This is a genomic window from Bacillus sp. JZ39, from assembly GCF_053903145.1.
The window spans coordinates 1105688-1130214 of record NZ_CP096389.1 but is presented as its reverse complement, the minus strand read 5'-3'; the positions used below and the strand labels follow the sequence as shown (position 1 = coordinate 1130214).

General features: G+C 46.6%; 21 protein-coding genes. 12 read left to right on the top strand and 9 right to left on the bottom strand.

The genetic code is table 11. The features are described from left to right. Window positions 1-85: 85 nt before the first annotated feature. Entirely contained in the window at window positions 86-565 is a 480-nt protein-coding gene (locus M1D65_RS05830; RefSeq protein ID WP_080351446.1) for a DinB family protein, read from the top strand. A gap of 128 nt (window positions 566-693) precedes the next feature. On the opposite strand, the gene asnB is transcribed toward M1D65_RS05830, so the two are convergent. Continuing rightward, complete coding sequence (gene asnB / locus M1D65_RS05825; RefSeq protein WP_029726288.1) at window positions 694-2538, bottom strand: asparagine synthase (glutamine-hydrolyzing); 1845 nt, start codon at window positions 2536-2538, stop codon at window positions 694-696. Between the two features lie 145 nt (window positions 2539-2683). Here asnB and M1D65_RS05820 point away from each other — a divergent pair, with 145 nt between their 5' ends. Beyond that, window positions 2684-3265: a DUF2777 domain-containing protein gene (locus M1D65_RS05820; RefSeq protein ID WP_128747014.1), complete on the top strand. Its 582-nt coding sequence runs from the start codon at window positions 2684-2686 to the stop codon at window positions 3263-3265. A gap of 30 nt (window positions 3266-3295) precedes the next feature. Here M1D65_RS05820 and wprA read toward each other — a convergent pair whose 3' ends face one another. The 3 genes from wprA to M1D65_RS05805 form a co-directional block, all read right to left on the bottom strand. Then, on the bottom strand, window positions 3296-5980 hold the full coding sequence (gene wprA / locus M1D65_RS05815) for a S8 family peptidase (RefSeq protein WP_213419330.1): 2685 nt from the start codon (window positions 5978-5980) through the stop codon (window positions 3296-3298). Window positions 5981-6147: 167 nt separating this feature from the next. Continuing rightward, the gene (locus M1D65_RS05810) at window positions 6148-6504 is read right to left on the bottom strand and encodes a YisL family protein (protein WP_003244937.1); all 357 of its coding nucleotides are present in this window, start codon (window positions 6502-6504) and stop codon (window positions 6148-6150) included. A 115-nt stretch (window positions 6505-6619) separates the two neighbouring features. Beyond that, complete coding sequence (locus M1D65_RS05805; protein WP_003245441.1) at window positions 6620-7525, bottom strand: fumarylacetoacetate hydrolase family protein; 906 nt, start codon at window positions 7523-7525, stop codon at window positions 6620-6622. Between the two features lie 154 nt (window positions 7526-7679). Here M1D65_RS05805 and M1D65_RS05800 point away from each other — a divergent pair, with 154 nt between their 5' ends. The 8 genes from M1D65_RS05800 to M1D65_RS05765 all read left to right on the top strand — a co-directional run bounded on the left by M1D65_RS05800 (window position 7680) and on the right by M1D65_RS05765 (window position 11275). After that, a complete protein-coding gene (locus tag M1D65_RS05800) occupies window positions 7680-8603 on the top strand; it encodes a CotH kinase family protein (protein WP_029726290.1) in 924 nt (307 codons plus the stop codon). 145 nt (window positions 8604-8748) lie between these two features. Then, the gene (yisI, locus tag M1D65_RS05795; protein ID WP_003233086.1) at window positions 8749-8919 is read left to right on the top strand and encodes an aspartyl-phosphate phosphatase YisI; all 171 of its coding nucleotides are present in this window, start codon (window positions 8749-8751) and stop codon (window positions 8917-8919) included. A 421-nt stretch (window positions 8920-9340) separates the two neighbouring features. Beyond that, complete coding sequence (locus M1D65_RS05790) at window positions 9341-9562, top strand: spore germination protein (protein ID WP_003233088.1); 222 nt, start codon at window positions 9341-9343, stop codon at window positions 9560-9562. Between the two features lie 14 nt (window positions 9563-9576). Further along, window positions 9577-9810 (top strand): spore germination protein GerPB, encoded by a 234-nt coding sequence (gene gerPB, locus M1D65_RS05785; protein ID WP_003233090.1) that lies wholly within the window; start codon window positions 9577-9579, stop codon window positions 9808-9810. Window positions 9811-9833: 23 nt separating this feature from the next. After that, window positions 9834-10451 (top strand): spore germination protein GerPC, encoded by a 618-nt coding sequence (gene gerPC, locus M1D65_RS05780; RefSeq protein WP_014476381.1) that lies wholly within the window; start codon window positions 9834-9836, stop codon window positions 10449-10451. Then, window positions 10448-10624 carry a spore germination protein GerPD gene (gerPD, locus tag M1D65_RS05775; protein WP_014476380.1) on the top strand — a complete coding sequence of 59 codons (177 nt, stop codon included), beginning with the start codon at window positions 10448-10450 and terminating at the stop codon, window positions 10622-10624. The genes gerPC and gerPD overlap by 4 nt, the downstream gene beginning before the upstream one ends. After that, window positions 10624-11025 (top strand): spore germination protein GerPE, encoded by a 402-nt coding sequence (locus M1D65_RS05770; RefSeq protein WP_049140698.1) that lies wholly within the window; start codon window positions 10624-10626, stop codon window positions 11023-11025. Before gerPD ends, M1D65_RS05770 begins: the two co-directional genes overlap by 1 nt. 31 nt (window positions 11026-11056) lie before the next feature. Beyond that, a complete protein-coding gene (locus M1D65_RS05765; protein ID WP_003233096.1) occupies window positions 11057-11275 on the top strand; it encodes a spore germination protein in 219 nt (72 codons plus the stop codon). 36 nt (window positions 11276-11311) lie between these two features. Here the strand turns inward: M1D65_RS05765 and hlpB are convergent, their stop codons facing one another. The 5 genes from hlpB to addB all read right to left on the bottom strand — a co-directional run bounded on the left by hlpB (window position 11312) and on the right by addB (window position 23449). Continuing rightward, window positions 11312-11614, bottom strand: coding sequence for an HNH nuclease-like protein HlpB (gene hlpB / locus M1D65_RS05760; protein WP_015252406.1), 303 nt, complete (start codon window positions 11612-11614; stop codon window positions 11312-11314). Between the two features lie 13 nt (window positions 11615-11627). Continuing rightward, on the bottom strand, window positions 11628-15020 hold the full coding sequence (gene sbcC / locus M1D65_RS05755) for an exonuclease subunit SbcC (protein ID WP_456270807.1): 3393 nt from the start codon (window positions 15018-15020) through the stop codon (window positions 11628-11630). Beyond that, entirely contained in the window at window positions 15017-16192 is a 1176-nt protein-coding gene (gene sbcD / locus M1D65_RS05750; protein WP_072175670.1) for an exonuclease subunit SbcD, read from the bottom strand. Before sbcD ends, sbcC begins: the two co-directional genes overlap by 4 nt. A 71-nt stretch (window positions 16193-16263) precedes the next feature. Then, window positions 16264-19962: a helicase-exonuclease AddAB subunit AddA gene (gene addA / locus M1D65_RS05745; RefSeq protein ID WP_124073113.1), complete on the bottom strand. Its 3699-nt coding sequence runs from the start codon at window positions 19960-19962 to the stop codon at window positions 16264-16266. Next, on the bottom strand, window positions 19949-23449 hold the full coding sequence (gene addB / locus M1D65_RS05740) for a helicase-exonuclease AddAB subunit AddB (protein ID WP_249849643.1): 3501 nt from the start codon (window positions 23447-23449) through the stop codon (window positions 19949-19951). Before addB ends, addA begins: the two co-directional genes overlap by 14 nt. Before the next feature lie 183 nt (window positions 23450-23632). On the opposite strand from addB, the gene M1D65_RS05735 reads away from it, so the two are divergent. Next, window positions 23633-24070: a ferritin family protein gene (locus M1D65_RS05735; protein ID WP_249849642.1), complete on the top strand. Its 438-nt coding sequence runs from the start codon at window positions 23633-23635 to the stop codon at window positions 24068-24070. Between the two features lie 117 nt (window positions 24071-24187). After that, window positions 24188-24514, top strand: coding sequence for a four-helix bundle copper-binding protein (locus M1D65_RS05730; RefSeq protein WP_033880479.1), 327 nt, complete (start codon window positions 24188-24190; stop codon window positions 24512-24514). Window positions 24515-24527 lie beyond the last annotated feature (13 nt).

The window sequence follows — 24527 nt, the reverse complement described above, 5'->3', positions numbered from 1 at the left end:
TTTCTCAATCATCACTTCAATAATAGAGGAATCACGGAAAAAAGGGCTAATTGTTATGATACATGATAGTATTGGAGTGAGTTCAGTGATAAAATTTTTTGAATATAACTGGCAGGTTAGAGATCAATGGTTTACTTGGTGTCATCAACTAACCACTGAAGAATTACTTAAAAACCGTCTTGGCGGAGTAGAGAATATTTTATATACCCTTTTTCATATTATTGATGTGGAATATAGTTGGATTCGTGCTATCCAAGGAAAAGAAGATATCGCTGTTCAGTTCGCTGATTATCAAACACTCAATAAAGTGAAATCTCTCTCAAATACATTCCGAACTGAAATAATTGATGTTTTACAAACACATTCAGATCAAATAAAAGATGAACTTGTAAGCGTTCCTTGGGAGACAGGTGTTTTATATACGCGAGATGAAATATTACACCATATCATCGCTCACGAAATTCACCATATTGGTCAACTTTCTGTATGGGCTAGGGAATTAAAGTTAAGCCCGGTATCAGCTGGTTTTATCGGCAGAACATTAAAACCTATTCATTCTTATTGAAGGAATGCGGGGGCAATTCGATAGTGCGTTGTACAAAAAAGGATAGATAGAGCATATATTTCCCTGCTCATCTATCCTTCTTATTTAAATCTATACATCTCTGGATTTTAATCACATTTGCATTGAACCTACCTCTCGTCAATATCAATGCGATACGCTTCAAACCATGTATGAATTTGAGCAAGATGGGCGATTAGCTGAGGCCCCTTCATGAGCTGCCCGAACCACGGCACCTTGAAGGAGGAGCCTTCCGTTTCTAAAAGCTGATCTAATTGTTTTCTGTCCAGCAAGGTATGGAGCACGGAGTCCTTTTGGCTTCTGATCGTTTTCAGCCATTCGCTGACGCCTTTTGTATATTCCGGATGATGGGTTTTCGGATACGGGCTTTTTTTGCGATACAGAATGTCATCAGGCAAAATACCTTCAAGCGCTTTGCGTAAAATGCCTTTTTCCCGATTATCATGCATTTTCATTTCCCACGGAATATTCCAAACATATTCCACAAGCCGGTGATCGGCGAACGGCACCCGCACTTCCAGGCTCGCCCCCATGCTCATGCGATCCTTCCGATCCAAAAGGTTCGTCATAAACCAAAGCATATTTAAATAGAACAGCTGTCTTCTTGCTTTATCCACACCCGTTTCACCATCTAATAATGGCGTTTCTGCCAAGGTTTCTTCATATTTGGCATTTACGTATTCTTTCAGATTCAATTTTTTCTGCCATGAGTCAGAAAGCAGCTTGATCCGCTCCTCCGTTGATCTCATCCATGGAAAGCCAGACTCAACATCTGCCGTATGGAACCACGGGTACCCGCCGAAAATCTCATCCGCGCACTCTCCCGATAGGCTGACGACAAAGTCCTTTTTGATTTCCCGGCAAAACCACAGCAGGGATGAGTCGACATCCGCCATTCCCGGCAAGTCTTTGACCAGTACAGCTTCCTCCAAATGATCAACGAGATCTTTTTGGCTGATGACGCATTTGTGGTGCGTTGTGCCGAAAGCCTCTGTCATTTTTTCAATCCATGGTCCGTCATCATTCGGCTGAAAAGCGCTTGCTTGAAAAAATTTATCGTTCTCTTCGTAATCAATCGAATAAGTATGAAGCGGTGCTTTTCCTTCCTTTTCAAAATGGCCCGCCGCAATCGCTGTAATTGCGCTTGAGTCCAGACCGCCTGATAGGAATGTGCAAACAGGCACATCCGACACAAGCTGCCGCGTCACCGCGTCCTGAAATAACGATCTGACATTGGCAACCGTGTCATCAAAACTGTCCGTATGTTTTTCGCTTTCAACATTCCAATAACGCCAAATATTAAGTCCGTCTTTGGAAAATGTCAGCGCGTGAGCCGGGCGGATTTCTTTTATGCCTTTAAATATGCCAGTGCCCGGGGTTCTGGACGGTCCAAGACCGAAAATTTCAGAAAGTCCCGTTCTGTCCACTCGCGCTTTTATATCAGGGTGCGCGAGGATTGCTTTGATTTCCGACCCGAAGAGAAATGAAGAGCCTTCCTTCGTGTAAAAAAACGGCTTTACGCCGAGACGGTCTCTCGCGGCAAACAGCAGATTACGCTTTTCATCCCACACAGCGAAAGCGAATATGCCATTGAGATGGTCGACACAGTCTTCCTGCCATTCGATGTAGCTGTGCAGAAGCACCTCGGTATCTGACGTACGTTCGAATTGATGGCCCCGCGCCCGCAATTCTTTGCGCAAATCTTCCGTGTTATAAAGCTCGCCATTGTAAATAATGGTGTACGTATCCCCTTTATAGGTACACGCCATCGGCTGGCGTCCGCCTTCAATATCAACAACCGCAAGTCTTTTATGTCCGAATAAAACATGGTGCTCCCCCCAAACGTTTGAATCATCAGGCCCTCGTTTGGAAAGAGTGTCTGTCATTCTGTCCATCGTTTGTTTTTCCTGGACGAGCTGCTTTTTAAAATCGACCCAACCCGTAATTCCACACATGTGATATCAGCTCCAATCCCGTTTCTGTCGTAACAATTTCGTTTCTTTCAGCACCTTAGTAAGTTTATGCATCTATAGGCAGATAGTTGATTTGTCCATAAAAGAGTTGTATGGGACAGGCTTGAATTGGAAAGAAAAGAGAGGAATGAAGAAAAAGGAGACAGCATGGATGAAACGGAAACAATTGATATATACAGAGGAACGAAAATGGGAATACGGCACCATCCTCATCGAAGACGGCATCTGTTTAATCGAAAACGGAGAAGGTGATATACTTTTGGCGGACACTCTCCAACACAGCCCAATCTGGGTCCATCATAAAGGAAAGTGGGAGCAAGCCGGCTTCCAGGATCAATTGGTTCTGGCATGCGGTGAAGAAAACATCTCCCTTTCCGGGGGAGAACGCATCCGCTATGAGAAATCAGTCAAGCGGCCGCTCATGGCGCTTTTGGATTCGCTTGACGACGAAACCTTTCTCGCATTTCTGCAGCACTTGCACAGCTTCGGCTTATCGGTATTCGATTGCGTCTTTTCTTATAATAAAGGAGTCTTTTCGAATACTTCGGCGGGGCAGGGTGTGTCCTTTTATCACTTTTCAAATGACACCGCACAATGCGCGATGCAGCATCACTACAGCAGCGAAGGGACAGGAGACCGTTTTGAATGGACGGCTTCAAACGGAAAGCGATCCATTATGTATTCAGCAGTCCAACGGGGGCGCAAATAAAAAAGCGGTGCATCGAGCACCGCTTTTTGGTTACTTTTCAACAACAACTTTTGCTTCCTTGCTTTCTTTTTTATCTGTATCCGCAGCCGTGACGTACAGCACCGTTCCGGCTTTTTGTTTTTTGATTTTCACCGAAAACGTTCCTTTTGCGTCAGCTTTGGCAGAAGCAATGACTTTCTTTGATTTGTTTTTCACTCTGATCATCGCTTTGCTGTTTGCCTTCCCTTTTACTGCCGTATCCTTCGTTTTCACCGCGTTTACTTTCGGTGTGCCGGAAGGTTTTCCTTTGACGACGACAACTTTATACGATGTTTTCGCATCGCCTTTTGTTGCTTTCACATACAGTACTTGATCCTGTTTTTGAGGCGCGATATTAACCTTGAACGCATTGTCTTTTCCGGCTTTGGCGCTGCCGAGTTTCTTTTTGCCGTTCATCACCTCGATAAGTGTGCCTTCCTTCGCGTTTCCTCTGACAGCTGTTTGAGTGCTTTCCAGCTTGTTGACCTTAAGCTGTAAATCAGCTGCGCTGACAGCCTTCATGACGTTCAGCCGCCCGTAGCCTGAATGCCAGTCTACACCAGGTGTCTTCGGAATTTCAATCGGATCGCCATAATCGTCATACAACTCTTCTTCTCCGCCATCGACACTTTCAAAGGAAATATCATCTGCCGTCTTTTTCAACATATCCTCAACTTCTGTTCTTTTCAGCTTAGGATTTTGAGCAAACAGCAATCCTGCAGCAGCGGCAGCATACGGCGTCGCCATAGACGTTCCGCTCATGTACGTGACATTTCCGTTCGGCACTAAGCTCGGGATATCAGACCCTGGAGCAGAGATGTCCAGACCTTTTCCATAGTTAGAGAAATCAGCGGTCATATCCATGCGGTTCGTTGCGCCGACTGACATCACATATTTAGAAGATGCAGGATAAGATAAGGCATTTTCTCCATCATTCCCGCTGGCTGCGGCAATCAAGACATTTTTGTCAGCTGCGTACTTCAAAGCAAATTCAAGCACGCGGCTGTAGCCTCCGCCTAAACTTAAATTAATCACCTTTGCTCCTTTGTCAGCAGCATATTTGATGCCGAGAGCAATTTGTTCAGTATCTCCGGAACCTGCGGAATCAAGCACTTTTACAGGGATGATTTTTGCTTTGGCATTCAATCCAGTCATTGAATAGCCGTTATCGCTTTGGGCCGCAATAATGCCTGCGACATGCGTCCCATGCCCCTGATCATCCATTGCATTGTTATTCCGTCCGACAAAATTGTGTCCGAGATCTGTTCTTACTTTTCCTTTTAAATCGGCAAGCGTGCTGTCAACGCCTGTGTCTACTACTGCAATGAGTGTATCGTTAAGCTTGCGTTTGGACAGCAATGTGTTGGCAGGCTCATATTTCACATCCGCATTTTTGACACCGCCGTTTTCACCGTTGTTTTTAAGCGGCCATTGATAAGGGTACTGAATGTCGTTTGCCAGGCTTTTGTATTCCTGCACGGGTTCCGCAAACTCTACATTGGACATCTTGGATAGTGTCGCAGCAGCGCTTTTGACCCTTTTGGCGCTTGCCGTATATGCGCCGTTCTGTTTCTCGTCTTTCGGAAGTTCAAATGAATACAGATTGTCAAACAGTTTCTTTGCCTTTTTCACATTGGATATGTCTTTTTTCGATTGCGCGCTTGCAGAAAAGCCCTTCATTTCATTATGTACGGATGAGAGGCTTTTATTGTCCTTCACCTTGAAAATAACCTTTGTTGTCTGAACTTCACTTTTTGCTGCAATATTGTTTTCTGTTAAAATGGCTCCGGCTGTTTTGCCTTGCAGCTGCTTCATATTTAGTCGGTCCGCTTGTTTCTTTATCTCCTCTTTAAGGAATGACGGGACTGATTGTAAAGCTTTATCATATAGCCGGTTGATTGCTTTTTGATCCTTTTCAGTGACCTTATACGAAGATGATGCTCCGTTTTCTGACACATCGTCAAATAACGGCTTTAATGTCACAAGATCCTGATAGATTTCATTTCTTGCTGTTTTATTGAGTGCGAGTTTTGCAACGATAAACGGTGCTGCTTTGTAATAAAGACTTGTCAGTTCTTTGCCTTCTGCTGTTTGGCTCAGCTGCTCATCACGAATCGCTCTCAACTTATCCAGGATGCCTTTTCCTGATTTCTTCTGATCGACACTCATTTCAACCGGACAAGCTTCTTCCTCTTCTAAATCTGACGGCTGTTTTTTGGTGCCTTTATACCCAATCGTATACTTGGCTTCTGCAGCTGCTTCTGCCGTTCCGTCGTCCTCTGGCTCTTCTTCTCCGAGGTATTCAACTTTTACATAGTAAGGGCCGCTCCACGCGTATGGAAAGATGACTTCGCTTTTTCCATCCTCCGCTGTGAAAGAACGGTACATCTCAAACGTCTCATCTTTAAGCGCTTTTTCCTTACTTGGATATACAGATACATTCAGTACTGAATCACTCTTTACGGTCAGTGCCATATGTGAGTTTTTCTGAATATCCGTTGCTCCCGGGGTCACTTTGTACCATTTCACCTGTTCCGGCTCCTTCATGGCGCCTGTCTGCTCTTTGCCGTTTTCCAGAGCAGCCGCCTGATCGATCGCGCCGGCCGCTGCAGCTTTGGTTCCCGGAGAAAAAAGGCTGAAAATCAGTGCAAAAATAAGCACTGCCGCCACAACCGAGCTGAATTTTCTGCGTTTCATGTTATCCCTCCTGCAAAATAATGAATCTCCTTGAAGGTATCATAATTTCATAGGACGAGATACCGCTTACAGGGAATTTTAAGGTTATTTTAAATGATTTGGAATATGAGGGGATAAATATAAAAAAACCCAACTCTATCAAAGAGCCGGGTTCATAGGTTTTTCTATTAAAACAATTGAAAACCAATTGGCAAATGCAGACCGAGCAGCACTGTCAACAAAAGGACAATGACGAAGCCGACCCACAGGCCTCCTGTTGATTTTTCTTTTTTCTTGCGGATGAGGAGCATTTCCATCAGGCCGATGGTGATAATGCCCAGAATCATTTTGCCGGCGTATTCTCCGTTCCAGTTGGCGAAACGGACAAACAGCTCAGCTCCTGTCAAAATAATAAGGATATAGAATAACCGCAGAATCATATGAGTGATTTTTGCGCCCTTCGCACTTCCTGACGAATACAGCGAGTAGCTGACGAAAAGCAGAATCAGCGCTACCACCCATGTCGTAATATGTAGGTGTGTCATACATGTTCCCCCTATCAGATAAATTACCCCACTTATAGTACCATGAACTTGTCCTCTGCCACAAAGATGATTATCAGAAAAAACGGGCGGGTCCGGGTCCGCCCTCCAGTTTTATTCAGCCAATTTGGTTTGACAGCGTTCCGATCGGATCAATTGTAATATCAATTTTGTCACCTGACCGCAAGAATTTTGGAGGCGTAAACCCCTTGCCGACACCAGACGGCGTACCGGTGGCAATAATGTCGCCCGCTTCAAGCGTCATCCCCTTTGAGAGGGTTTCAATTAATTCCGGAATGGAAAAGATCATATCGCTTGCCGAACCGGATTGGCGCAGCTCGCCGTTGACTCTTGTTTCAACCTTGAGGCGCTCTGGCTCCTGAATAGATGATTTATGTACAAGCACGGGCCCCATCGGACATGTCGTATCCAAGCTTTTTCCGATAAAAAACTGCTTATGCCTTTTTTGCAGATCACGCGCCGTGATATCATTCACAATCGTATATCCGAAAACATGGTCATATGCATCTTCTTTTGAAATGCGAGTCCCGCTTTTTCCGATCACGACAGCAAGTTCTCCCTCATAATCAAGCTGAGAGGTAACCTCTTCATGGCTCTTTACGATATCACCATGCCCCGTAACCGTTACCGGCGATTTTGTAAATACCATCGGATGCTCCGGAATATCAGCCTCGCTCCCCATTTCAATCGCGTGATCCCGGTAGTTTTTGCCGATGCAGATGATATTTTTTGATGGCTTCGGAATGGGTGCATGGAGCTTCACCTCAGATAATGAATACATAAATGATCCCAGCTCATCATTCGGTTTCTTTGCCCACTCGGCCAGCTGCCTTGCATGCGCAACGAATTTATCCCCTTCTGCGATACATTCAATCAGCGATCCCGGAATCGTCTCAAGTTCAAACAGTTTTTTTTCAGCCTTCTGCAAATCCATAATTTTCTCATCGTCAATGATCAGGCCGACAAACATTCGGTTGTAAAGTTCCCCTGTCGCAAATTTCATGTTATTCCTCCATCATCTTTTAAATCAGAATGCTCCTTCATGTATTCTCTGTCGAATGCTGAAATCCCTTTTTCTCAATTCCGTTTTCATTTCGTTTCAGGACGGGCTTGCTCTACATATCATACAAATGTCGTTTTGAGAAGGAGGAAAGAATATGGAGCGCGTGCATTTATTTTTTCATCGGGAGCAGCTGAAAAGGAAAGGTACAGCCAAGGGGCTTTTCGTAACAGATCGATCTGTTTCTCCCATTCTTCTCACACAGCGTGACAGAGCGGAAAAGGCATCCTATGAAATCAGCTGGGAAAAGTCTCTGCTTGGTGAAAGGACACTTTTTTTGAATGCAGAACAGGATGATCCGTCCCTGATGCGGCGCAGACTCGCCTATTGTTTTTTTGACCAGATCGGCGTACCTGCTCCCGTTGCCTCGTACAGCTTTCTGACCATCAATGGCCAGCCTGAAGGCATTTATTTGAACATCAAGAACCATCAGCCAGCCGGTAAAAGGAGTTACGGAGTGAAGACGGCCGATCCAAGGGTTCCATTGTCCCTTTTTAACAATGATTTCTCGGCATTCTTACATGAATTTTTCATACTGATCCGCACAGCCGGAGATGACGAATTGGCTGAAAGGATTAAATTGTATCTGGATGTCAAGCTGTTTTTTTTGTGGCTGATCGGCAACGCCTGCACCAATCAAGGCTTTTACTACACATTTTGTTTAAACGAATCCGGTCGGCTTTACGTTTCCCCGATGGAGACAAGATCGCTTGCCGTACAAGAATGGTATGAAGAAGACCCGCTTCTGACAAAAGGAAAGACGCTTTCGTCAAGGCTTCTATCCATTCCCGCCTTCAGGTCGCAATATCACACCTTAATGAAAAACGTGCTGAAGCGGTCGTTTACTATTGAACGATTATCTCCTCTCATCAACGAATGGCACCTTGACATTTGTCAAAGTGCTGCTGATGATCCTTTTATCAAAAAAAGCCCCTTTCAGATCGAAAAGGAGCAGACAAACATACTTAGAGAAATTGAGGAACGGCAGGACTTTTTGCAAGCACACTTAGCAAGACTTTAGTCCTTTCTCCATTAAAAAAGGCCGCAGCAAAAATTGTCGCTTTTTTAGTCAAATTGACGAAAGGCAACCTTTTGAGCCAAAATAGGTTATACTAACGATATCCTGTATTTATATCAAAATAAAATCTAGAATTGGAGATAGCGTAATGAACAGTAAAATTGAAGAAATGAGGATCACACTAATTGAAACCGCACAAAAATACGGCATGAATTCAAAAGAAACGATTCAATGCAGCCAAGAGCTGGATATCCTGCTGAATACCCGGATTAAAGAAGAAATGATTTTTGGGAGATATCTTGAAAACTCCCGTATGTAAATCATTTTCTATAACAATTAGAATACACCACATGTAACTCCGATTTTTGCTCAGCACTTCTGAGATATACCTCAGGGCGAGAATGTGCCCGCCCAAAAATCGAATACCGCAGCACGACATACTCCAAAAAGCATTCTACACGCAAAAACACCAAAGAAATAAACAAAAATCACCATAGGCGGATAGCGGCATCCTTCGCCGCATTTCCGCTCAATTTATACCCAACATCCTCTTTTACCATGTTTAAACATAACGGCCCAAAAAATAAAACGTTTTCATCAAAAGCCGATATATCCCCTTTAAATTTCTCTCACACATATGTGCGTTTGTCATAAGCTATCGTGAATAGCCCAATTGAAATCAGAATTGTCATTTCACTTTACCTGTCTTTTTTCAATTTTTCAACAAAGGATGTGCTCGTATGCCGGCCATTGTCGGAGCGTTTAAAATTAATGCGATTGGTACGAGCGGAGTCGTTCACATCGGGGACTGCATTACGATTTCTCCTCAGGCTCAGGTCAGAACGTTTGCCGGTGCTGGCAGCTTTAATACCGGCGACAGCCTCAAGGTAATGAATTATCAAAACGCGACGAATGTGTATGACAATGATGCGGTTGATCAGCCGATCGTGGCCAATGCGTAAAAGGAGTGAGGCTCATGAACTTCTATATTAATCAAACCATTCAAATCAACTATCTCCGGCTGGAATCAATCAGCAACTCCTCCATTCTGCAAATCGGGAGCGCCGGATCAATCAAGTCTCTGTCAAATTTGTATAATACAGGGAGTTATGTAGAACCGGCACCAGAAGTTTCTGGCTCAGGGCAACCGCTCCAGCTGCAGGAGCCCGACACAGGTTCATTGGTCCCGCTCCAGCCTCCTGGCCGTTAATCATATGAAAGAGGTGAAAGAACATGTATGATCAATCTGTTTCCTCTTACCTGCAAAACTTGAATTCCTTCGTTCAGCAGCAGGCGATTCACATTCAGCAGCTCGAACGTCAGCTGAAAGAGATTCAAACTGAAATGAATACGATGAAACAGCGGCCGGCCACTACCATTGAGCGTGTGGAGTATAAATTTGATCAGCTGAAAATTGAAAGGCTCGACGGGACTTTGAATATCGGCTTAAATCCGACTGACCCGAACAGCGTCCAAAACTTTGAAGTCAGCCAGTCGACACCGCAAATCGGGATGATGCAGCAGGAAGAGAGCGCTCAGCTCATGCAGCAGATCCGCCAGAATGTCGACATGTACTTAACCGAAGAAATCCCAGATATTTTGGAACAGCTTGAAAACCAATATGACAGCAGACTTGACGATACAAACAGACATCATGTTATTGAAGACATCAGAAAACAAATGGACAGCCGGATTCACTATTATATGTCCCATATCAAAAAAGAAGAAAATACACCGCCTGCACAATATGCAGAACATATCGCTGAGCATGTGAAGCGTGATGTCATCCGCGCTGTAGAACACTTTCTGGAGCATATTCCATCAGAAATGAAAGGAGATGAGCAAGCATGATCTTTACAGTCATCAACCGCAGCTTGGAAGTCGGGGACATCCGGATGAACGGTGTGTCCAGTTCCTCCGTTTTCCACATCGGAGACACTGAATCCATCTACCTGTCTTCTATTTTTGATACACCGCCTGAATCTCTTATCATCGGGCCGTTTGCTCCGATTGCGCCAGAATAATGCTTAAACGCATATCACGCATCAGACTAGTTAAGTGTAATTCCCTCGGGATCGCAAGTGTGTTTCAAGTTGGCGACACAAATGAAATCGATATGAGTGTAAAAGTATTTGCTGTTCAGCGTTCTCGGTCCACGTTTTACCATAATGAAGGCTCATTTAACAAAAAGGAGTACCAAATCTTTCAGCAGCAGGCAGTGAAGCCGATTCCCGAAACAGGTGTACAAAGCGCATTTTGCCACGAGGTGCCGGCTATTTATGTTCGCAGCATCAAAATTCAAGGGGTGTCCGCCTCTTCTGTTTTACATGCTGGTTCAGCTTCGCTTATCCGCGGTGATGCGAGAATCAAACATATCAGACAGATTCAGTCTCCGCGCTCACAATCGCCCGCCAAGAACATATAATAAACAGAGACTTCGATAAAGGGTGTCGTTTATGCCAGCAATTGTCGGGCCTATAGCTATCAATTCCATATCGGGCGGAGTCGTAAACTTTGGTGATTCCTTTTACCTTTCTCCGAAAAGCTCTTCAAAATCTGCGCTCGGTTCGGGAGCAGGAAACACGGGAGATTTCCTTCTATTAAATAATGCAGTCAACGCGACAAATTATATAGACCCCGATGTCAACGATCAGGATATGGTTGGAAACGGATAAAAGCAGCCGCTCTGCAAAGAGAGGGCTGCTTTTTAGTCATTTTTTCTTTTTTCGTTCATTTGATTTCTTTGTTTTGATCAGCTTCTCAGGCGGCTGTTTTCTGATCCATTTGACAAACCGGGCAAGCTCTGGATCGCTTCTGAGTTCAGCCATTCCATTTAAACGTACAGCGAGCTCTTGATTGGTATATAAGGCATGAATCTGTTTATGACAAGGAATACAGAGCATCGCTGTCGGCAAAAACGTTCCGCCTTCCTCTTTCGGTGTGAGATGATGCTCTGTCAGCTGGACATTGCTCCGGCCGCACAGCTCACATATTCCGGCAGTCTGCTTTGCCATATCCGCTCCTCCCTTACATCAACTCAAGTGATACCCGCGTACCGCGGCCGCTCGGTTCAGCCGGATGGACGATCAGCTTTTTCGGAAGCCGTGCACGCAGTTCCTGTACATGGCTGATGACACCGACAGCCAGATTGTCTGACTGAAGTTTTTCTAAAGCCGTTACAACCGTATCAAGCAGATCTTGATCCAGTGTGCCGAAGCCTTCGTCTAAGAAAAAGAACTGAAGCGGGTATTCCCCCCGAAGCTGAATCTGCGCAGACAGCGCAAGAGCAAGTGAAAGCGAGGTGAGGAAGGTCTCTCCTCCAGACAAACTGGAAACCGGGCGTCGTACGCCTCCATTCGCGTCATCCCGCATCACGAAGCCGCCTTCTGAATCTACTTCGATGGCATAGCGCTGTCTTGTCAGCATACTGAGTCTTGCTGAGGCGTCCCTCGCAACGCTTTCAAGCTGCTCCTCAGCTAAAAATTCGACGAAGGTATTGCCTTTAAACACAGCTTGCAGCTTGTCCAGCCTGTCGATATGCGTCTGCCATTTTTTCAGTTCAGCTTCAATTTCATTAAACCGTTTATGATGGTCGCGAATGACAGCCAGTGCTTTTGCAGCCGCGCCTTTTTCCTCTATAGCAGCGCCAAATGCGTCCTCAGCTTCTTGTAATGCTGCAACGGTTTCGTTCCATTCGCTCTCTGATAATGCTCTGCCGGCAAGTATCTCTGCTACTCGTTTTAAGTTTGCAGCATTTTGCTTCAGTTTATCCATAAACTGGTCTATGCCGGTTTTCATCTTTTCAAGTTCATCAGCTGGGATGAGACTTTGTTCAACCTCCTCAGTCCGGGTAATGGAGGTGTTTTTTGTATGCTCAAGCCAAGCAGCTTTTGCTTTTTCCAATCTGCCCTTCGCCTCTTGAAGAGTGAGCTCGCTTGCAGAAGCGCGGCTTTTCGCCTGGTTGAGCTTCATTTGGGCGCTTTGCAGTTCTTCATATAAAGATTGTTCTTTTTCCTTTAACAGCTTTAGATCCTGCTGGACAGAGCGGAGTTTGATTTGAATCGAATCTCCTTTTGCATAATCTCCGAGTTCGTGCTCATAATCAGCTATCACGCTCTTGATGCGTTCAGCCGCATAATGAAGCTCCAGCTTTTCTCGTTCAAGCCGGTGTCCCGATTCCCGCAGTTTTTCCTTTTGTGCTTCATGCTCAGCAAGAAACGCAATACTCTTCTCAATTCGTTTTTCACATTCTTCTGCAGCCCGGTCCTTTTCTTCAATAGCTTGCTGCCATTTTTCTGCTTCGTCCACAGATTGATTCTGAAATGCTTCTTTAAACATGTTCAGACTGCTGTCCATTGAGGATTGGAGCTCAGTGATAATGCTTTCAATACGGTCAGCCTCTCTTTTTTCAAAACCGATTTTTTCATTAAGCTGCTCGGCCTTTTTTAAAGATTCCTGATAGGCGCCGATCATTTGTGCCATTCGTGTCTTAACAGAAAGAATGTCCTGCTTGATTCGTTTCCATTCGAATTTGGCAGTTTCAAATGCTTCATACACCGGCTGATGTTCAAAGGAAGCTGCCGCTTCAAGGTTCTGTGCTTGAATTGTCTGCAAAAACGGACACTGTTCAATAAAGCGCGCGGACTGTTCTTCAAGCGTAATTTTGGCTGAAAGAATCTCCTGGCTGAGAGCTGCAGCTTCCGTCAATAACACATCTGTCCGTTTGATGTCCTCTTCAAGATGGCTGTCGGCTTCATACGTTTCATGTACTGAGGCAGATGGATCATGATCGGTTGAACCGCAAACCGGACAAGGCTTTCCGGCAGTCAGCTTTTGGGCTAACTCTTTTGTCAGCAGTGCCACCCTTGCTTTTTCACGCTGTAAGTGAAGCGCGTGTTGTCTTTTTCTAGCCTGGTCAGTCATATGTGTTAATGACCGTTCCGTTTCGCACACCAAATGGTACACAGTTTGTACAGCCTCATATGCCTGAATGATGTTGTTTTCTTCCGCTTCCGTCTTTTGAACGAGTGTATTCTTCTCTTCATTCATCTTCTGCAGCACGAGGTTCAATTCTTCACTTCGTTTTTTCTCTTTTTTGATTTGCTCCTCGGTTTGTCTGATGCGCAATGCCATTTCTGCGGCCTGATGGCAGCTTTTTCGCTCATTGGATGTCACCTGCAGGGATTTGAGCTGCTGTTTCAATTCTGTCTGTCTGTTTTGCCCTCGTGTCAGGCGGTCTGTTACCGTCTCCAATTCATTCATGACAGATTGAAGAGCCTCTTCTTTCTGCTGGAGTTCAGTCTTTTTGCGCTCTTCCTCTTGCTTGGCCTCACTCAGTTTGATTTCGATTTCCTGCAAGCGTGAAAGCTGTTCCTGCTCAGTTAAAAGCTCAGGCTCTTTCTCGCTTTTATGCTGGCGCCACGCTTCATACTCGTCATGTTTTTGCTGAAAGAAAGCTGTCCGGTCTGCTAAATCCTTTTGGGCTAGCGTTTGTTCCTTTTCAGCTTGTTCCTCATGCTGGATCGCTTCTGCGTACCGGTCCGCATAGGGCTTAAGAGCTGCTGCTGTTTCTGCTTCCAGCAGGCGTTTTTGCATGCTGTCTATATGCGGCTGTTCTTCTGCGAGACGTTTTTCCTCTTCTTCATAAGCGGATTTTTCCTTTTGGACATTCCATATCTCCTGATGCTCTGTAAACCGCTCCTTCGCCTGATCACGGTTCTTCCTCATCGCTTCCAGCCGGGCTTCAGCTTGTTCGAGAGCCTTTTCAGCCTGCTCCACTGCCTCTGAGCTCGCCTCACCGAGACCGGACTGTTCAGCAAGCATTTCATTTTTTCTCGCATTGGCTTCCTGCGCCTGCCGTCTCAGCTTTTTCACAAGCCTGTCTCCATATTGCTCCAAATTAAATAAACGCTGAAGCATATGCCTGCGCTCTGCCCCTTTTAAAGACAGAAATTCAGCAAATTTCCCTTGGGGCAGCACCACCGCTCTCGTAAAATCGTCGATCGTCAGCCCTAAGAGCTCCTCAACTCTTTTATTCACTTCGCTGGCTTTATCAGCCAGCACCGTATGCTCATCCTTGATTTCGATGAAGCGGCAAAGTGCCGTTTTTACCTTCATTTCATCCGTTCTCTTAAACACACGCTCGACTTTGTATGAGATTTGGTGATTCGTCTGAAGCGCAAAGGTAAAGGAAACAGACAGCGTATCTTCCGCCTGGTTTAAGATACCGTGCGTATTATTCGCCGCCCGTTCCACCTTTCCGTATAAAGCAAGCGTCATTGCGTCGAGAATAGAGGATTTACCGCTTCCTGTCGGGCCGAAAATGCCGAAAACACCAGCACCGGAAAGGCCTTCAAAATCTATCGTCTGCTCCTCTCTAAAGCTGTGGAGCCCCTTAATGCTTAAGGCGATCGGCTTCATTTCGCATCCTCCTCTTCAACGCCTGATGCAAGCTCTAAAAACAGCTTCACCATTTCTTCATCCGGCACCGCACCGCCAGTTTGTTTTTCATAAAATTTCTTAAAGCGGTCCTCGATTGAGACATGTTTAACCTCGATCCGTTCCCGGTCTTTGTTCTGTTCTTCAAAAACCGGCCTGATATGGATAAAGCCCGGGTGCGCCTTCCGCAGCCTGTGAATCTCTTCAAGTGACAACTGGTCCGCGACACGGATTTCCAAGTCAATCCAAGCATTCTGATCTCTGCCTTCATCCAGCCAGCTGTACACCTCACTTAATCCATTTGCCGCTTTCCACTTCACAAGTGGCTTGCCGCTTGATAATAACACCTCTTGCCAAGTGGCCTCTTCCCCAGGCTTTGCGTCCACAATCGTCACTGATTTAGCGTAGCCCGCTTCAGAAAAGCTGTAGGCGAGCGGAGATCCTGAATAACGCGCAAGCGTCCGCGCCCGCTTGATCGTTTGCGGTCGATGCAAATGGCCGAGCGCAACGTAAGCAGCATCTGCCGGCAGGCTTTCAGCAGCCACCGTGTATGCACCGCCGACTTCAATCGGCCGCTCTGAATCGGTTTGGTTTCCGCCTGCCACATAAATATGGCTGGCGGCAATCTTCACTGCATCGTTCCGGAACCGGCTTGTCATATGCTCAAACGCCTGCCTGATTTTCACATCATAGTGATCACGGAGCAGCTTTTCATCAAACGTATCGGATAGCACTTCATTTAACCGCGCTTCAGATGGGTACGCCAGTGCTCCAACCGCCAAAAGCTCTCCTGCTGAAGGCACTTCAATATGAATCGGCTCTGTTGTCGGATAACCGATTAAATGAATGCCGTTTTCATGTGTCAGCGGTGAAGCGGCGGACAAACGGTCAGGATTATCGTGGTTTCCGGCAATGACAACGATCGGGCGCTTTCCTCTGTCGCTAAGCGCAGACAGGCTTTCATAAAACAGCTGCTCGGCTAAAGCTGGCGGGTTTACGGTGTCAAATGCATCCCCCGCCATTACAATGGCATCGATCTGCTCATCCTTTACAATCGTATTCAGTTCATCCAGCACATCGGCCTGTTCACTCAGCCTGCTTCTTCCTTCAAGCGTTTTTCCAAGATGCCAGTCAGCCGTATGTAAAATCCGCAAATACTTTCACCTCTCTTTTATATAGAAAACGAGACCCGCTCCGCCTGAAATTCCGGAGCTTATGGATCTCGCTATAATGTCAGAATGTGCCCTCCGTCAAAGAAATAAAGCGCACATCCCTTTACCTTTGTTTTTGCAATTTGCTCCACTGCCTTCGTGTACAGCTGAATTTGCGTTTCATATCGTTTCTTCAAGATCGGGGCCGCTCCTTCAAATCCATGCTGGAATTTGCCCTCAATCCGGTCCGACTTATAATCCAATAGATATAATCCGTCCTCAGTTTCATAGAGACAGTCAATGATACCCTGCACTAAAAGCGGCTCATCTGCCTCCTGTGCATCAGGATAGATCTCCTTGGCCGGAAGCGCTAAGCTGAATGGTATTTCCCGGTCCTTCCACTTAGCACCGATCAGCTGTCCGCCGATTTCTGTATGGAAAAATTGCACGATTTCTTCTATATCAATAGCGTCTTTTTGTTCTTCAGAGAGAAGCTCTTTTTCATAAAGCCTGTGAACCGTCTGCTCAGCTTCTTCTATCGACGGCACATGTGACAGCGGGATATGCTGCATAACCGTATGCATGGCAGTCCCTTTCTCTGCCGCTGTCAGGCCTTTTTTCATCATAAAAGCGGGACGTCTGTACAGAATGCTTCCATCAGCCGGTTTTACAGGGGCCCTGCCGCTGTATTCATCCTCGTACTCTCTTTTTCTTTTGATCTCAGAAACCGATTGCTTTGTCCGAATTTGCGTCACCTCGTGATGCGGGTATGTCCAGCTCAGCTGCTCGCGGGCTTTTTCATCAAACGCAAACGAGCCAGGAACTGGTTCACCTCGGCGGATCGCTTCTAGGCGCTCGCTTTTTTCTTCCATTCTTTCTTCCAGATCATCATCAAGCAAATCATAGGAATGGATCATTTGAACGGCAAAACGAGCCGGGTGGCCTGAGATGTCAGCGTGTGCTGGCACACCAGCCAAATCCCCCAAGTCTCTGTGCCTGGCAAGAGCCGGGCCGATGAAATCTAGATACGTTTTCGCCTGATAGCGGTCAAATTCCGGCAGAAGCCAATCAGTTTGGGACGCGGATGCCTGCCATTTTGCAAGCTGTTTCTGATGATCCTTACATGAGCCAATCAGAAACAGCTTTTCCTTCGCTCTCGTTAATGCAACATAGAGCACACGCAATTCCTCTGACAGCAGCTCCCTGCGCATTTTTTTCTTCATCGCAATGAGCGGAAGTGTCGGATAGCTGATGCGTAATTGCGGATGAATATACTTCGTGCCAAATCCGAGCTCCTTATCCAGCAGGTACGATTTATTTAAATCCATCATGTTGAAATTCCGGCCGAGACCTGCTGCAAACACGACTGGAAATTCGAGCCCTTTGCTGCTGTGGATCGTCATTAAGCGGACAACATCCTCCTGCTCGCTGAGCGCTCTCGCCGTACCAAGATCATCGCCCCGCTCCTGCATGCGTTCGATAAACCGCAGGAAACGGAACAAGCCGCGAAATGCCGTTGATTCATATTGACGCGCCCTGTCATAAAGAACACGCAAATTGGCCTGGCGCTGTTTTCCGCCCGGCATGCCGCCGACATAATCCATATATTTGGTGTCGCGGTACACTTCCCAAATCAGCTCAGATACTGAGTGGTTTTTCGAAAACGCGCGCCATTTTTGCAGATGTCCGTAAAACGTATTTAGCTTTTGATAAAGCTCATCGTTCCGGTCACCAGCAGCCAGGTAGTCTTTCATCGCCTCATAGTACGGCGCTTTTTTATTTTCAAGCCGGATCAAAGACAGCTCGTTTTCATCTGCTCCGACAATCGGTGAGCGCAGCACAGAGGCAAGCGGTATATCCTGATACGGATTATCAATCACCTTCAGCACAGAAAGCGCGACGGCGACTTCGACCGCTTCAAAATAGCCTGACGTTAAATTGGCGTAAACCGGTATGCCCTGTGCTCTCAGCTCCTCCATGATTTGCGGAGCCCACGGCATCGAACGGAGCAAAATCACGATATCTCGGTATTGAATATTGCGATGTGTTTTCTTTTTTCCGTCATACACCTTAAACGGCGATGAAATCAGCTTGCGAATTTCCTTAGCGATGGCTTTTGCCTCAAACTGCACCGTTTCAAGCTCTTCTGCTTCCTCGCTTGCATCCGTATCTTCTGCGTTGTCGATCAGCAGCAGCTCTGTTTCCGTCTCGTCATTGTCCGGATACGCTGCACCAAGCTTCAGCTCAGCCTGCTCGTCATAATCGACCTCACCGATTTTGCCGCCCATCAGCTGTTTAAATAAAAAGTTTGTGCTGTCTAAAATATCAGCCCGGCTTCGGAAATTTTTATTTAAATCGATTTTCCGCCCCGTGCCTTCTCCGCTCTCTGTAAACCGTTTGTATTTAGAGAGGAAAAGAAGCGGCTCCGCAAGCCTGAATCGATAAATCGACTGTTTGACATCTCCTACCATAAACAGGTTACCAGTCTCCTCCGGACCGCTTGTGACGAGCTGCAGAATCGATTCCTGCACGAGGTTGGTATCCTGATATTCGTCAACGAGCACCTCATGAAACTGTTCCTGATAAAACCTCGCAGCCTCGCTCGGCTCACGTTCACCTTTGTCATTCTCAGCTGTCAAAATCGCTAAACAGTAATGCTCCAAATCAGAAAAATCGATGATTGATTTTTCCTGTTTCGCAGCTTCGAATCGTTTTCCATAGCTGATGACAAGCTGTACGAGCGTTTCAATGACAGGCTTCATCTCGGCTAGGCTTTTCAAGTGCTGTTCAGGACTTCGCGTGAAGTAGTCGTTTTTGAGCTTTTCAAGCAGTTTTTTTGCACCGTTTCTCAAATCTGTCGCCTCATCAAGGAGCGCTGGATCGAACTCATCCCCTTTTACTGCTTTGGCACGCTTAAAAGAGACGGCGGGCACCCGCTTATATAGTTCACTGAAATCGTCCTGATGCTGAATCAGTTCATCAATCTGCGCAAGATCATCAAGAAAATTGTCAGCACGCGGCGCCGGGCCGCCCGGCGCTTTCGTCAGCTCAAGCGCGCGCAAGAGCTTTTCCTTCGCCCCGTTAAGCACCATTGCAATATCTTCTTTGACATATTGATAAAACGGCAGCTCCTCGATGGCGCTCTTTTCTGATACATCATACAAATGAACAAAGCTTTCCAGCCACGCCTCGGGGTTGGGATGGGATCGGGAATACTCGTACACCTGTTTAACGAGAAATTGCAGATCCAGATCGTGCCGGTCTGTCGTATAGCGGTCAACAAGCTCAAAAAATGCCTTTTCACCCTTTGCATATTCGTCTTCAAACAGCTCGTCAAGCACTTCATCACCGAGCAGCTCGCCTTCCGTCTGATCAGCTATCCTAAAGCCCGGATCAAGATCGATCAAGTAGTAATATTTCTTCAGCACTTGCAGGCAAAAGGAATGAAGCGTCGAAATGCTGGCCCGGTTTAAAAGAGACAGCTGGCGTCTGATATGCAGCGAGCCGGGGCGCTGTACAAGCTCTTTTTCCAAGGCTTCTGCGATTCGGTGCTTCATCTCTGCCGCTGAGGCGTTTGTAAATGTCACAACGAGAAGACGGTCTACATCTATTGGGTTTTCCTCCGCGGTGATTTTCCGAATCATTCGTTCAACGAGCACAGCGGTTTTACCAGAGCCCGCAGCCGCTGCCACAAGAATATCCTGGCCGGTTGAAACAATGGCATTCCATTGGTCATCTGTCCATGTGCTGTCTGCCGGTTTAGGAATGTTCATTGCCATCCGCCTCCTTTTTTATCCACTCAAGTATTGTCTTGTCCTTTTCAGCCTTTAATGGGCGATACTCGTTATCTTCCAGTGATTCATCAAATTGGCATACTGATTTGAACGCACAGTATGTGCACGGCGTCTTGTTCTTCATTTTGTACGGCTCAATGGATACGCGCCCGTCGGTGATTTGTTCGCCAGCTTCCTGGAAGGTGCGGCGCACATGCTTTGTCAAAAGATCAAATTCCTTTTCACCGACTGCTGCCGAGTCTGATCTAAGAGATCCGTCTTTTTTCAAGCCGGCGTTTATGATATTTGAACGTCCCTCTTGAAGGGTTGTATCCATGAGGCGAACCACTTCCTGATCACCGAGGAGCAAGCCCTTCATTTTAAATTTCTTAAAGATCTCCTGTTCAATCTCGTCAAGCCCAAGCGGGAGATTAGATTGAATCATCGGGTCATGAATATGGAAATACAGCACTCCGGCAGGCGTCGCCCTCATCCCGAGCCAGTCAGCTGAATGTGTAATCGATAAATCAAGGTACGTCAGCATTTGCAGTGCCAATCCGTAATATACTTCCGCTAAGTCAAGGCCTTTGTCGCTTGATTTATAATCGACAATCCTGAGGAGCAGGCCTTTTGAGCTTTCAGCCTTATCAACACGGTCAATTCGCCCGACGAGTTCCATCGTACAGCCGTTTTTCAGTTGAAAGGTCAGCGGCGGAAGCGGCCCTTTTCCTCCAAAGCCCAGTTCAAGCCCGATCGGTACGAATCCGCTCGCTTTCGCATGCTCGCTTAAAATGCCGGATACACGTGTCACAATTTTTTGCAGTTTTTCCTTCACATAATAATGCCGGTTTGAGCTGAGCAGAATTTCCTTTTGCAGTTTCGGTGCCAGCCGCTCTACCGCATCATAGGAAAACAGCTCGCATTGCTCTTTCGTTAAATCGCGCCAATCCAGCTTTTGCTCACGCAGCCTGTCAGAAATCAGCTTTAAGCTGGAATGAAACAGCTGGCCGATATCCGGTGCTTCAAGCTTGAAAAATTGCCGTTCCTTCAAATGCAGCCCGTGTGACGCAAAATGGGAAAACGGGCATGCGTTAAAGGTTTCCATTCTCGATACACTGCCCTGAATGCGTTCACCATAGAGCTGTCTCGACACGCTGCGTTCAAGCTGCTTCACTTCATTCCGGAAAAACAGGCTTGAGAACAGCTTTTTCGACTGCAGCCTGTCCGGCTCACTCATCAGCACATTGTACGTGCTCCACCAGACGTCGCTGATGTCGTATTCCCGGGTCCATAACCTGAGCTGGCTCGCGGTAAAGGACTGTGCCACGCTTTTATTCACGACATACATCAGCTGTTCCTCATCGCTGACCTGTTCAGGTTCATTTGTTAACAGGCGCTCCTTATGATGCGGAAACAGTTCTTCCAGCCGCTTAACGATCATCGACGGCAAAAGCGTTTTTCCTTCCGCATCAGCAATCGGATACGATACGTAAAGCCGGTCAGACGGACTTGAAAACGCCATGTAGATGAGGAAATGCTCATCAAGCAAACGCTCCCGTCCGCCTGAGGATAGCTCAACCCCAATCGTTTTCAGCCATTCCCGGTCATCATCCGACAGGACCCCGTTTTCATCAGGGCGTGCCGGCAGAACGCCGTCGTTTGCCCCGAGCACAAAGGTGCAGGAGGTGCCATACATTCTGGACAAATCCATATTGCCGACAAACACCTGGTCAAGCGCAGGCGGAATTAGAGAAAATGTAAGCGACTCCGCGCCGGCTTCTATCATTTGCTGAAACAAATCAAGAGAAATCTCATCATCTCCCATCATTTCAACAAACTCCTCAAGCAGCTGAATGACTGCGTCCCACGCCTGCTGATGCTGCTGCGCTTCAATGATTCTGCCGCCATCCTCAGCACGCTGCCTTTCCTGATCCAGCTTCAGCGGCACATCCGTCTCTTCTAAATAACGATAGAGCGCCTCCGCCTTCTCTTGAACCGTCTTCGCTTTTTTCATGCGTTTTTGAAGCTGAAAAAGCGGCGGAACAATCCAATCGCGGGTGTCATTCAACATGTTTTCCATTTCGATTTCCTGATCAGTCTGCGCAAAATCATCATCCAATGACACAAAACGCCTGTATTGGAAACGATCGCCCTTTGTCCAGCGGTCGCCTTTAATACCATAGGCGATACAGTAATTTTCGAGCTGATCGACCTGTTCTCTCACTTTGGCCTTCGGTTCATTGAGCGGGAATAGCAGTTCGGTTTTCACGCAGCGAAACACCGCTTCATAACGCCAATTCCCTTTCAGAACATCAAGGCTTGACCGGATAAATTCAATTAACGGATGGTTCAGCATAGATGCTTTTCCGTCAATGAAATAAGGAATCTCGTAATCTGCGAAAACTTCCTTCACCATATCCTTGTAGTCTTCCGGCTGGCGCGCAAGAATGGCTACATCCTTATAGCGATATCCCTTCTCTCTGACTAGGGCGTGAATTTCCCGGGCAATGCCTTCCAGCTCAGCCCGTCTGTTTGCGGCCTGCATCACAGTAAGGGCTTCTTGTTTTTCTGCGTATGGAACGGCCGGACGCGCTTCATACTGTGCCTCTAGATGCGCCAATTCCGGCGTCTTTGTATGCCGCTCAGTCCCGCTCAGCTCTTTATACGTAATGTCCAAATTCAGTTCCTTCGCCTTCTGATGCAGGCGGTAATAGGTTTTCCCCGTCATTCTGAACAATTCCAGTTCATGCGGCTCCCGCTCATATGACGGCTTGTCCGCTGTGAGCGAAAACGTGATATGCTCCGCATGAACCATAAGCTGCTCCAACACCCTGAATTCCTGCGGTGTAAACTGATAAAAGCCATCCACATAGATATGGGCGCCTTTTATATCTTCCGCAAGCGGGATATGCTCTGCCAGCAATGTCAAATAATCCTCAGAGTGAAGATATTGGTCTGCGAGGCTTTTTTCCATTTGCTGATACAGAATTGATAAGTCATGGAGCTTTTCAGATAAAACTCGTTCTCCGCGATACTCGGAAGCTGTTCCGCTTTCCGCCATCCGGCGGATATCCTCCGGTTCCAGACAATAGCGCTTAAACTCTGTCAGCATCCGCTCAACCTGTGCGGTAAACCCGCTTTTGTCACTCGCTTTTTGATAGACTTTGAACTCCTGTTTATGCTCCTCAATGAGCTTCCGCAGGAGCATTTGTACGCCGGTGCTCGTCAGAAACGGCCTGCTCATTCCTCCCGTATGCTGGAGGATGCGCCAGGCCAATCGTGAAAAACTGAATACTTGAGCGCGTATCATCCCGCCCATATCTGGCGTTTTAGCAAGCTCGTATTCCATTAAAAACGTCATTTGATCCGGGACTAGAAAAATGATCGGCTTCCCGAATGGAGCCCGGCGCAATTCATCCTGAATGCTGTCGATGATCAGCTTCGTTTTTCCACTCCCGGACCTGCCTACTAAAAACTCTGCTCCCAAATTAGAAGACCCCTCTCTTTTTATCTCTATATATTTTATCGAATGTTGACGAAAATGACCAATCTGATCTATTGGTAAAAACGGCCTTTTCACATATAAAAAGCTGATTATCTCCGCACATCTCTCCCTGCCCAACATATACTTTTACAGAAGCCCAATTCCTAAGAATGGAGTTGAATCCCCTTGCATTACAGCTACTATCCCTATCCGGTGCCATACAGGGAAGATCCTGGTTTGATTCGGAATTTGCAGAAGGCCATCAACGGAGAATTCAGTGCCATTCAATGCTACCGCAAGCTCGCCGAACTCGCCCACAGCGATGAAGTCAGAAAACAGATTGAAGAAACCAGGCGTGACGAGATTCGCCACCTCCGTGAATTTTCCACACTGTATGGTTCAATTACCGGCAAACACATCATGCCGAAACAAACGGAAGAATGCCCAGACAATTTCACAAGAGGACTGGACGCCGCTTTTAAAGATGAACAAGAAACCGTCGACTTTTACTTGCGTGCGGCCGAGGAAACGTCAAACCTAAAAGCGAAAGGCGTCTTTACGCGCGCAGCACGTGATGAACAAAATCACGCTGTCTGGTTCCTATACTATCTGATGGAACGTTAGATATACCCGTTCAGGGTATATGTACATATCCCCTTAGCTAAAAACACACTCCCCTGTTTTTTTCAAATGCAGCCGGGAAACATAAAACCATATACTGCCATACAGGGGGAATCAACCATGGAGCAATATTCTGAAGCTTGTATTGAGGCTTGCATCGATTGTATGAAGGCTTGCAATCATTGTTTCACTAAATGCTTGCAAGAAAGCGTGCAGCATCATCTCAGCGGCTGCATCCGGCTTGACAGGGAATGCGCGGATATTTGCGCGCTGGCGGTCAAAGCCATGCAAACGGACAGCCCGTTTATGAAAGAAATTTGTGCACTTTGCGCCGATATTTGTGAAGCATGCGGCACTGAATGCGGAAAGCACGATCATGATCATTGCCAAGCATGTGCGAAAGCCTGCTTCACCTGTGCTGAACAATGCCGCAGCATGGCAGCGTAAAAAAGAGGGTTCA

Coding starts and splice junctions, on each gene's coding strand:
- asnB (WP_029726288.1), bottom strand. CDS start 2,538: ATGTGTGGAATTACGGGTTGGGTCGATTTTAAAAAGCAGCTCGTCCAG.
- M1D65_RS05820 (WP_128747014.1), top strand. CDS start 2,684: ATGAAGAAAAAGGAGACAGCATGGATGAAACGGAAACAATTGATATAT.
- wprA (WP_213419330.1), bottom strand. CDS start 5,980: ATGAAACGCAGAAAATTCAGCTCGGTTGTGGCGGCAGTGCTTATTTTT.
- M1D65_RS05810 (WP_003244937.1), bottom strand. CDS start 6,504: ATGACACACCTACATATTACGACATGGGTGGTAGCGCTGATTCTGCTT.
- M1D65_RS05805 (WP_003245441.1), bottom strand. CDS start 7,525: ATGAAATTTGCGACAGGGGAACTTTACAACCGAATGTTTGTCGGCCTG.
- M1D65_RS05800 (WP_029726290.1), top strand. CDS start 7,680: ATGGAGCGCGTGCATTTATTTTTTCATCGGGAGCAGCTGAAAAGGAAA.
- yisI (WP_003233086.1), top strand. CDS start 8,749: ATGAACAGTAAAATTGAAGAAATGAGGATCACACTAATTGAAACCGCA.
- M1D65_RS05790 (WP_003233088.1), top strand. CDS start 9,341: ATGCCGGCCATTGTCGGAGCGTTTAAAATTAATGCGATTGGTACGAGC.
- gerPB (WP_003233090.1), top strand. CDS start 9,577: ATGAACTTCTATATTAATCAAACCATTCAAATCAACTATCTCCGGCTG.
- gerPC (WP_014476381.1), top strand. CDS start 9,834: ATGTATGATCAATCTGTTTCCTCTTACCTGCAAAACTTGAATTCCTTC.
- gerPD (WP_014476380.1), top strand. CDS start 10,448: ATGATCTTTACAGTCATCAACCGCAGCTTGGAAGTCGGGGACATCCGG.
- M1D65_RS05770 (WP_049140698.1), top strand. CDS start 10,624: ATGCTTAAACGCATATCACGCATCAGACTAGTTAAGTGTAATTCCCTC.
- M1D65_RS05765 (WP_003233096.1), top strand. CDS start 11,057: ATGCCAGCAATTGTCGGGCCTATAGCTATCAATTCCATATCGGGCGGA.
- hlpB (WP_015252406.1), bottom strand. CDS start 11,614: ATGGCAAAGCAGACTGCCGGAATATGTGAGCTGTGCGGCCGGAGCAAT.
- sbcC (WP_456270807.1), bottom strand. CDS start 15,020: ATGAAGCCGATCGCCTTAAGCATTAAGGGGCTCCACAGCTTTAGAGAG.
- addA (WP_124073113.1), bottom strand. CDS start 19,962: ATGAACATTCCTAAACCGGCAGACAGCACATGGACAGATGACCAATGG.
- M1D65_RS05730 (WP_033880479.1), top strand. CDS start 24,188: ATGGAGCAATATTCTGAAGCTTGTATTGAGGCTTGCATCGATTGTATG.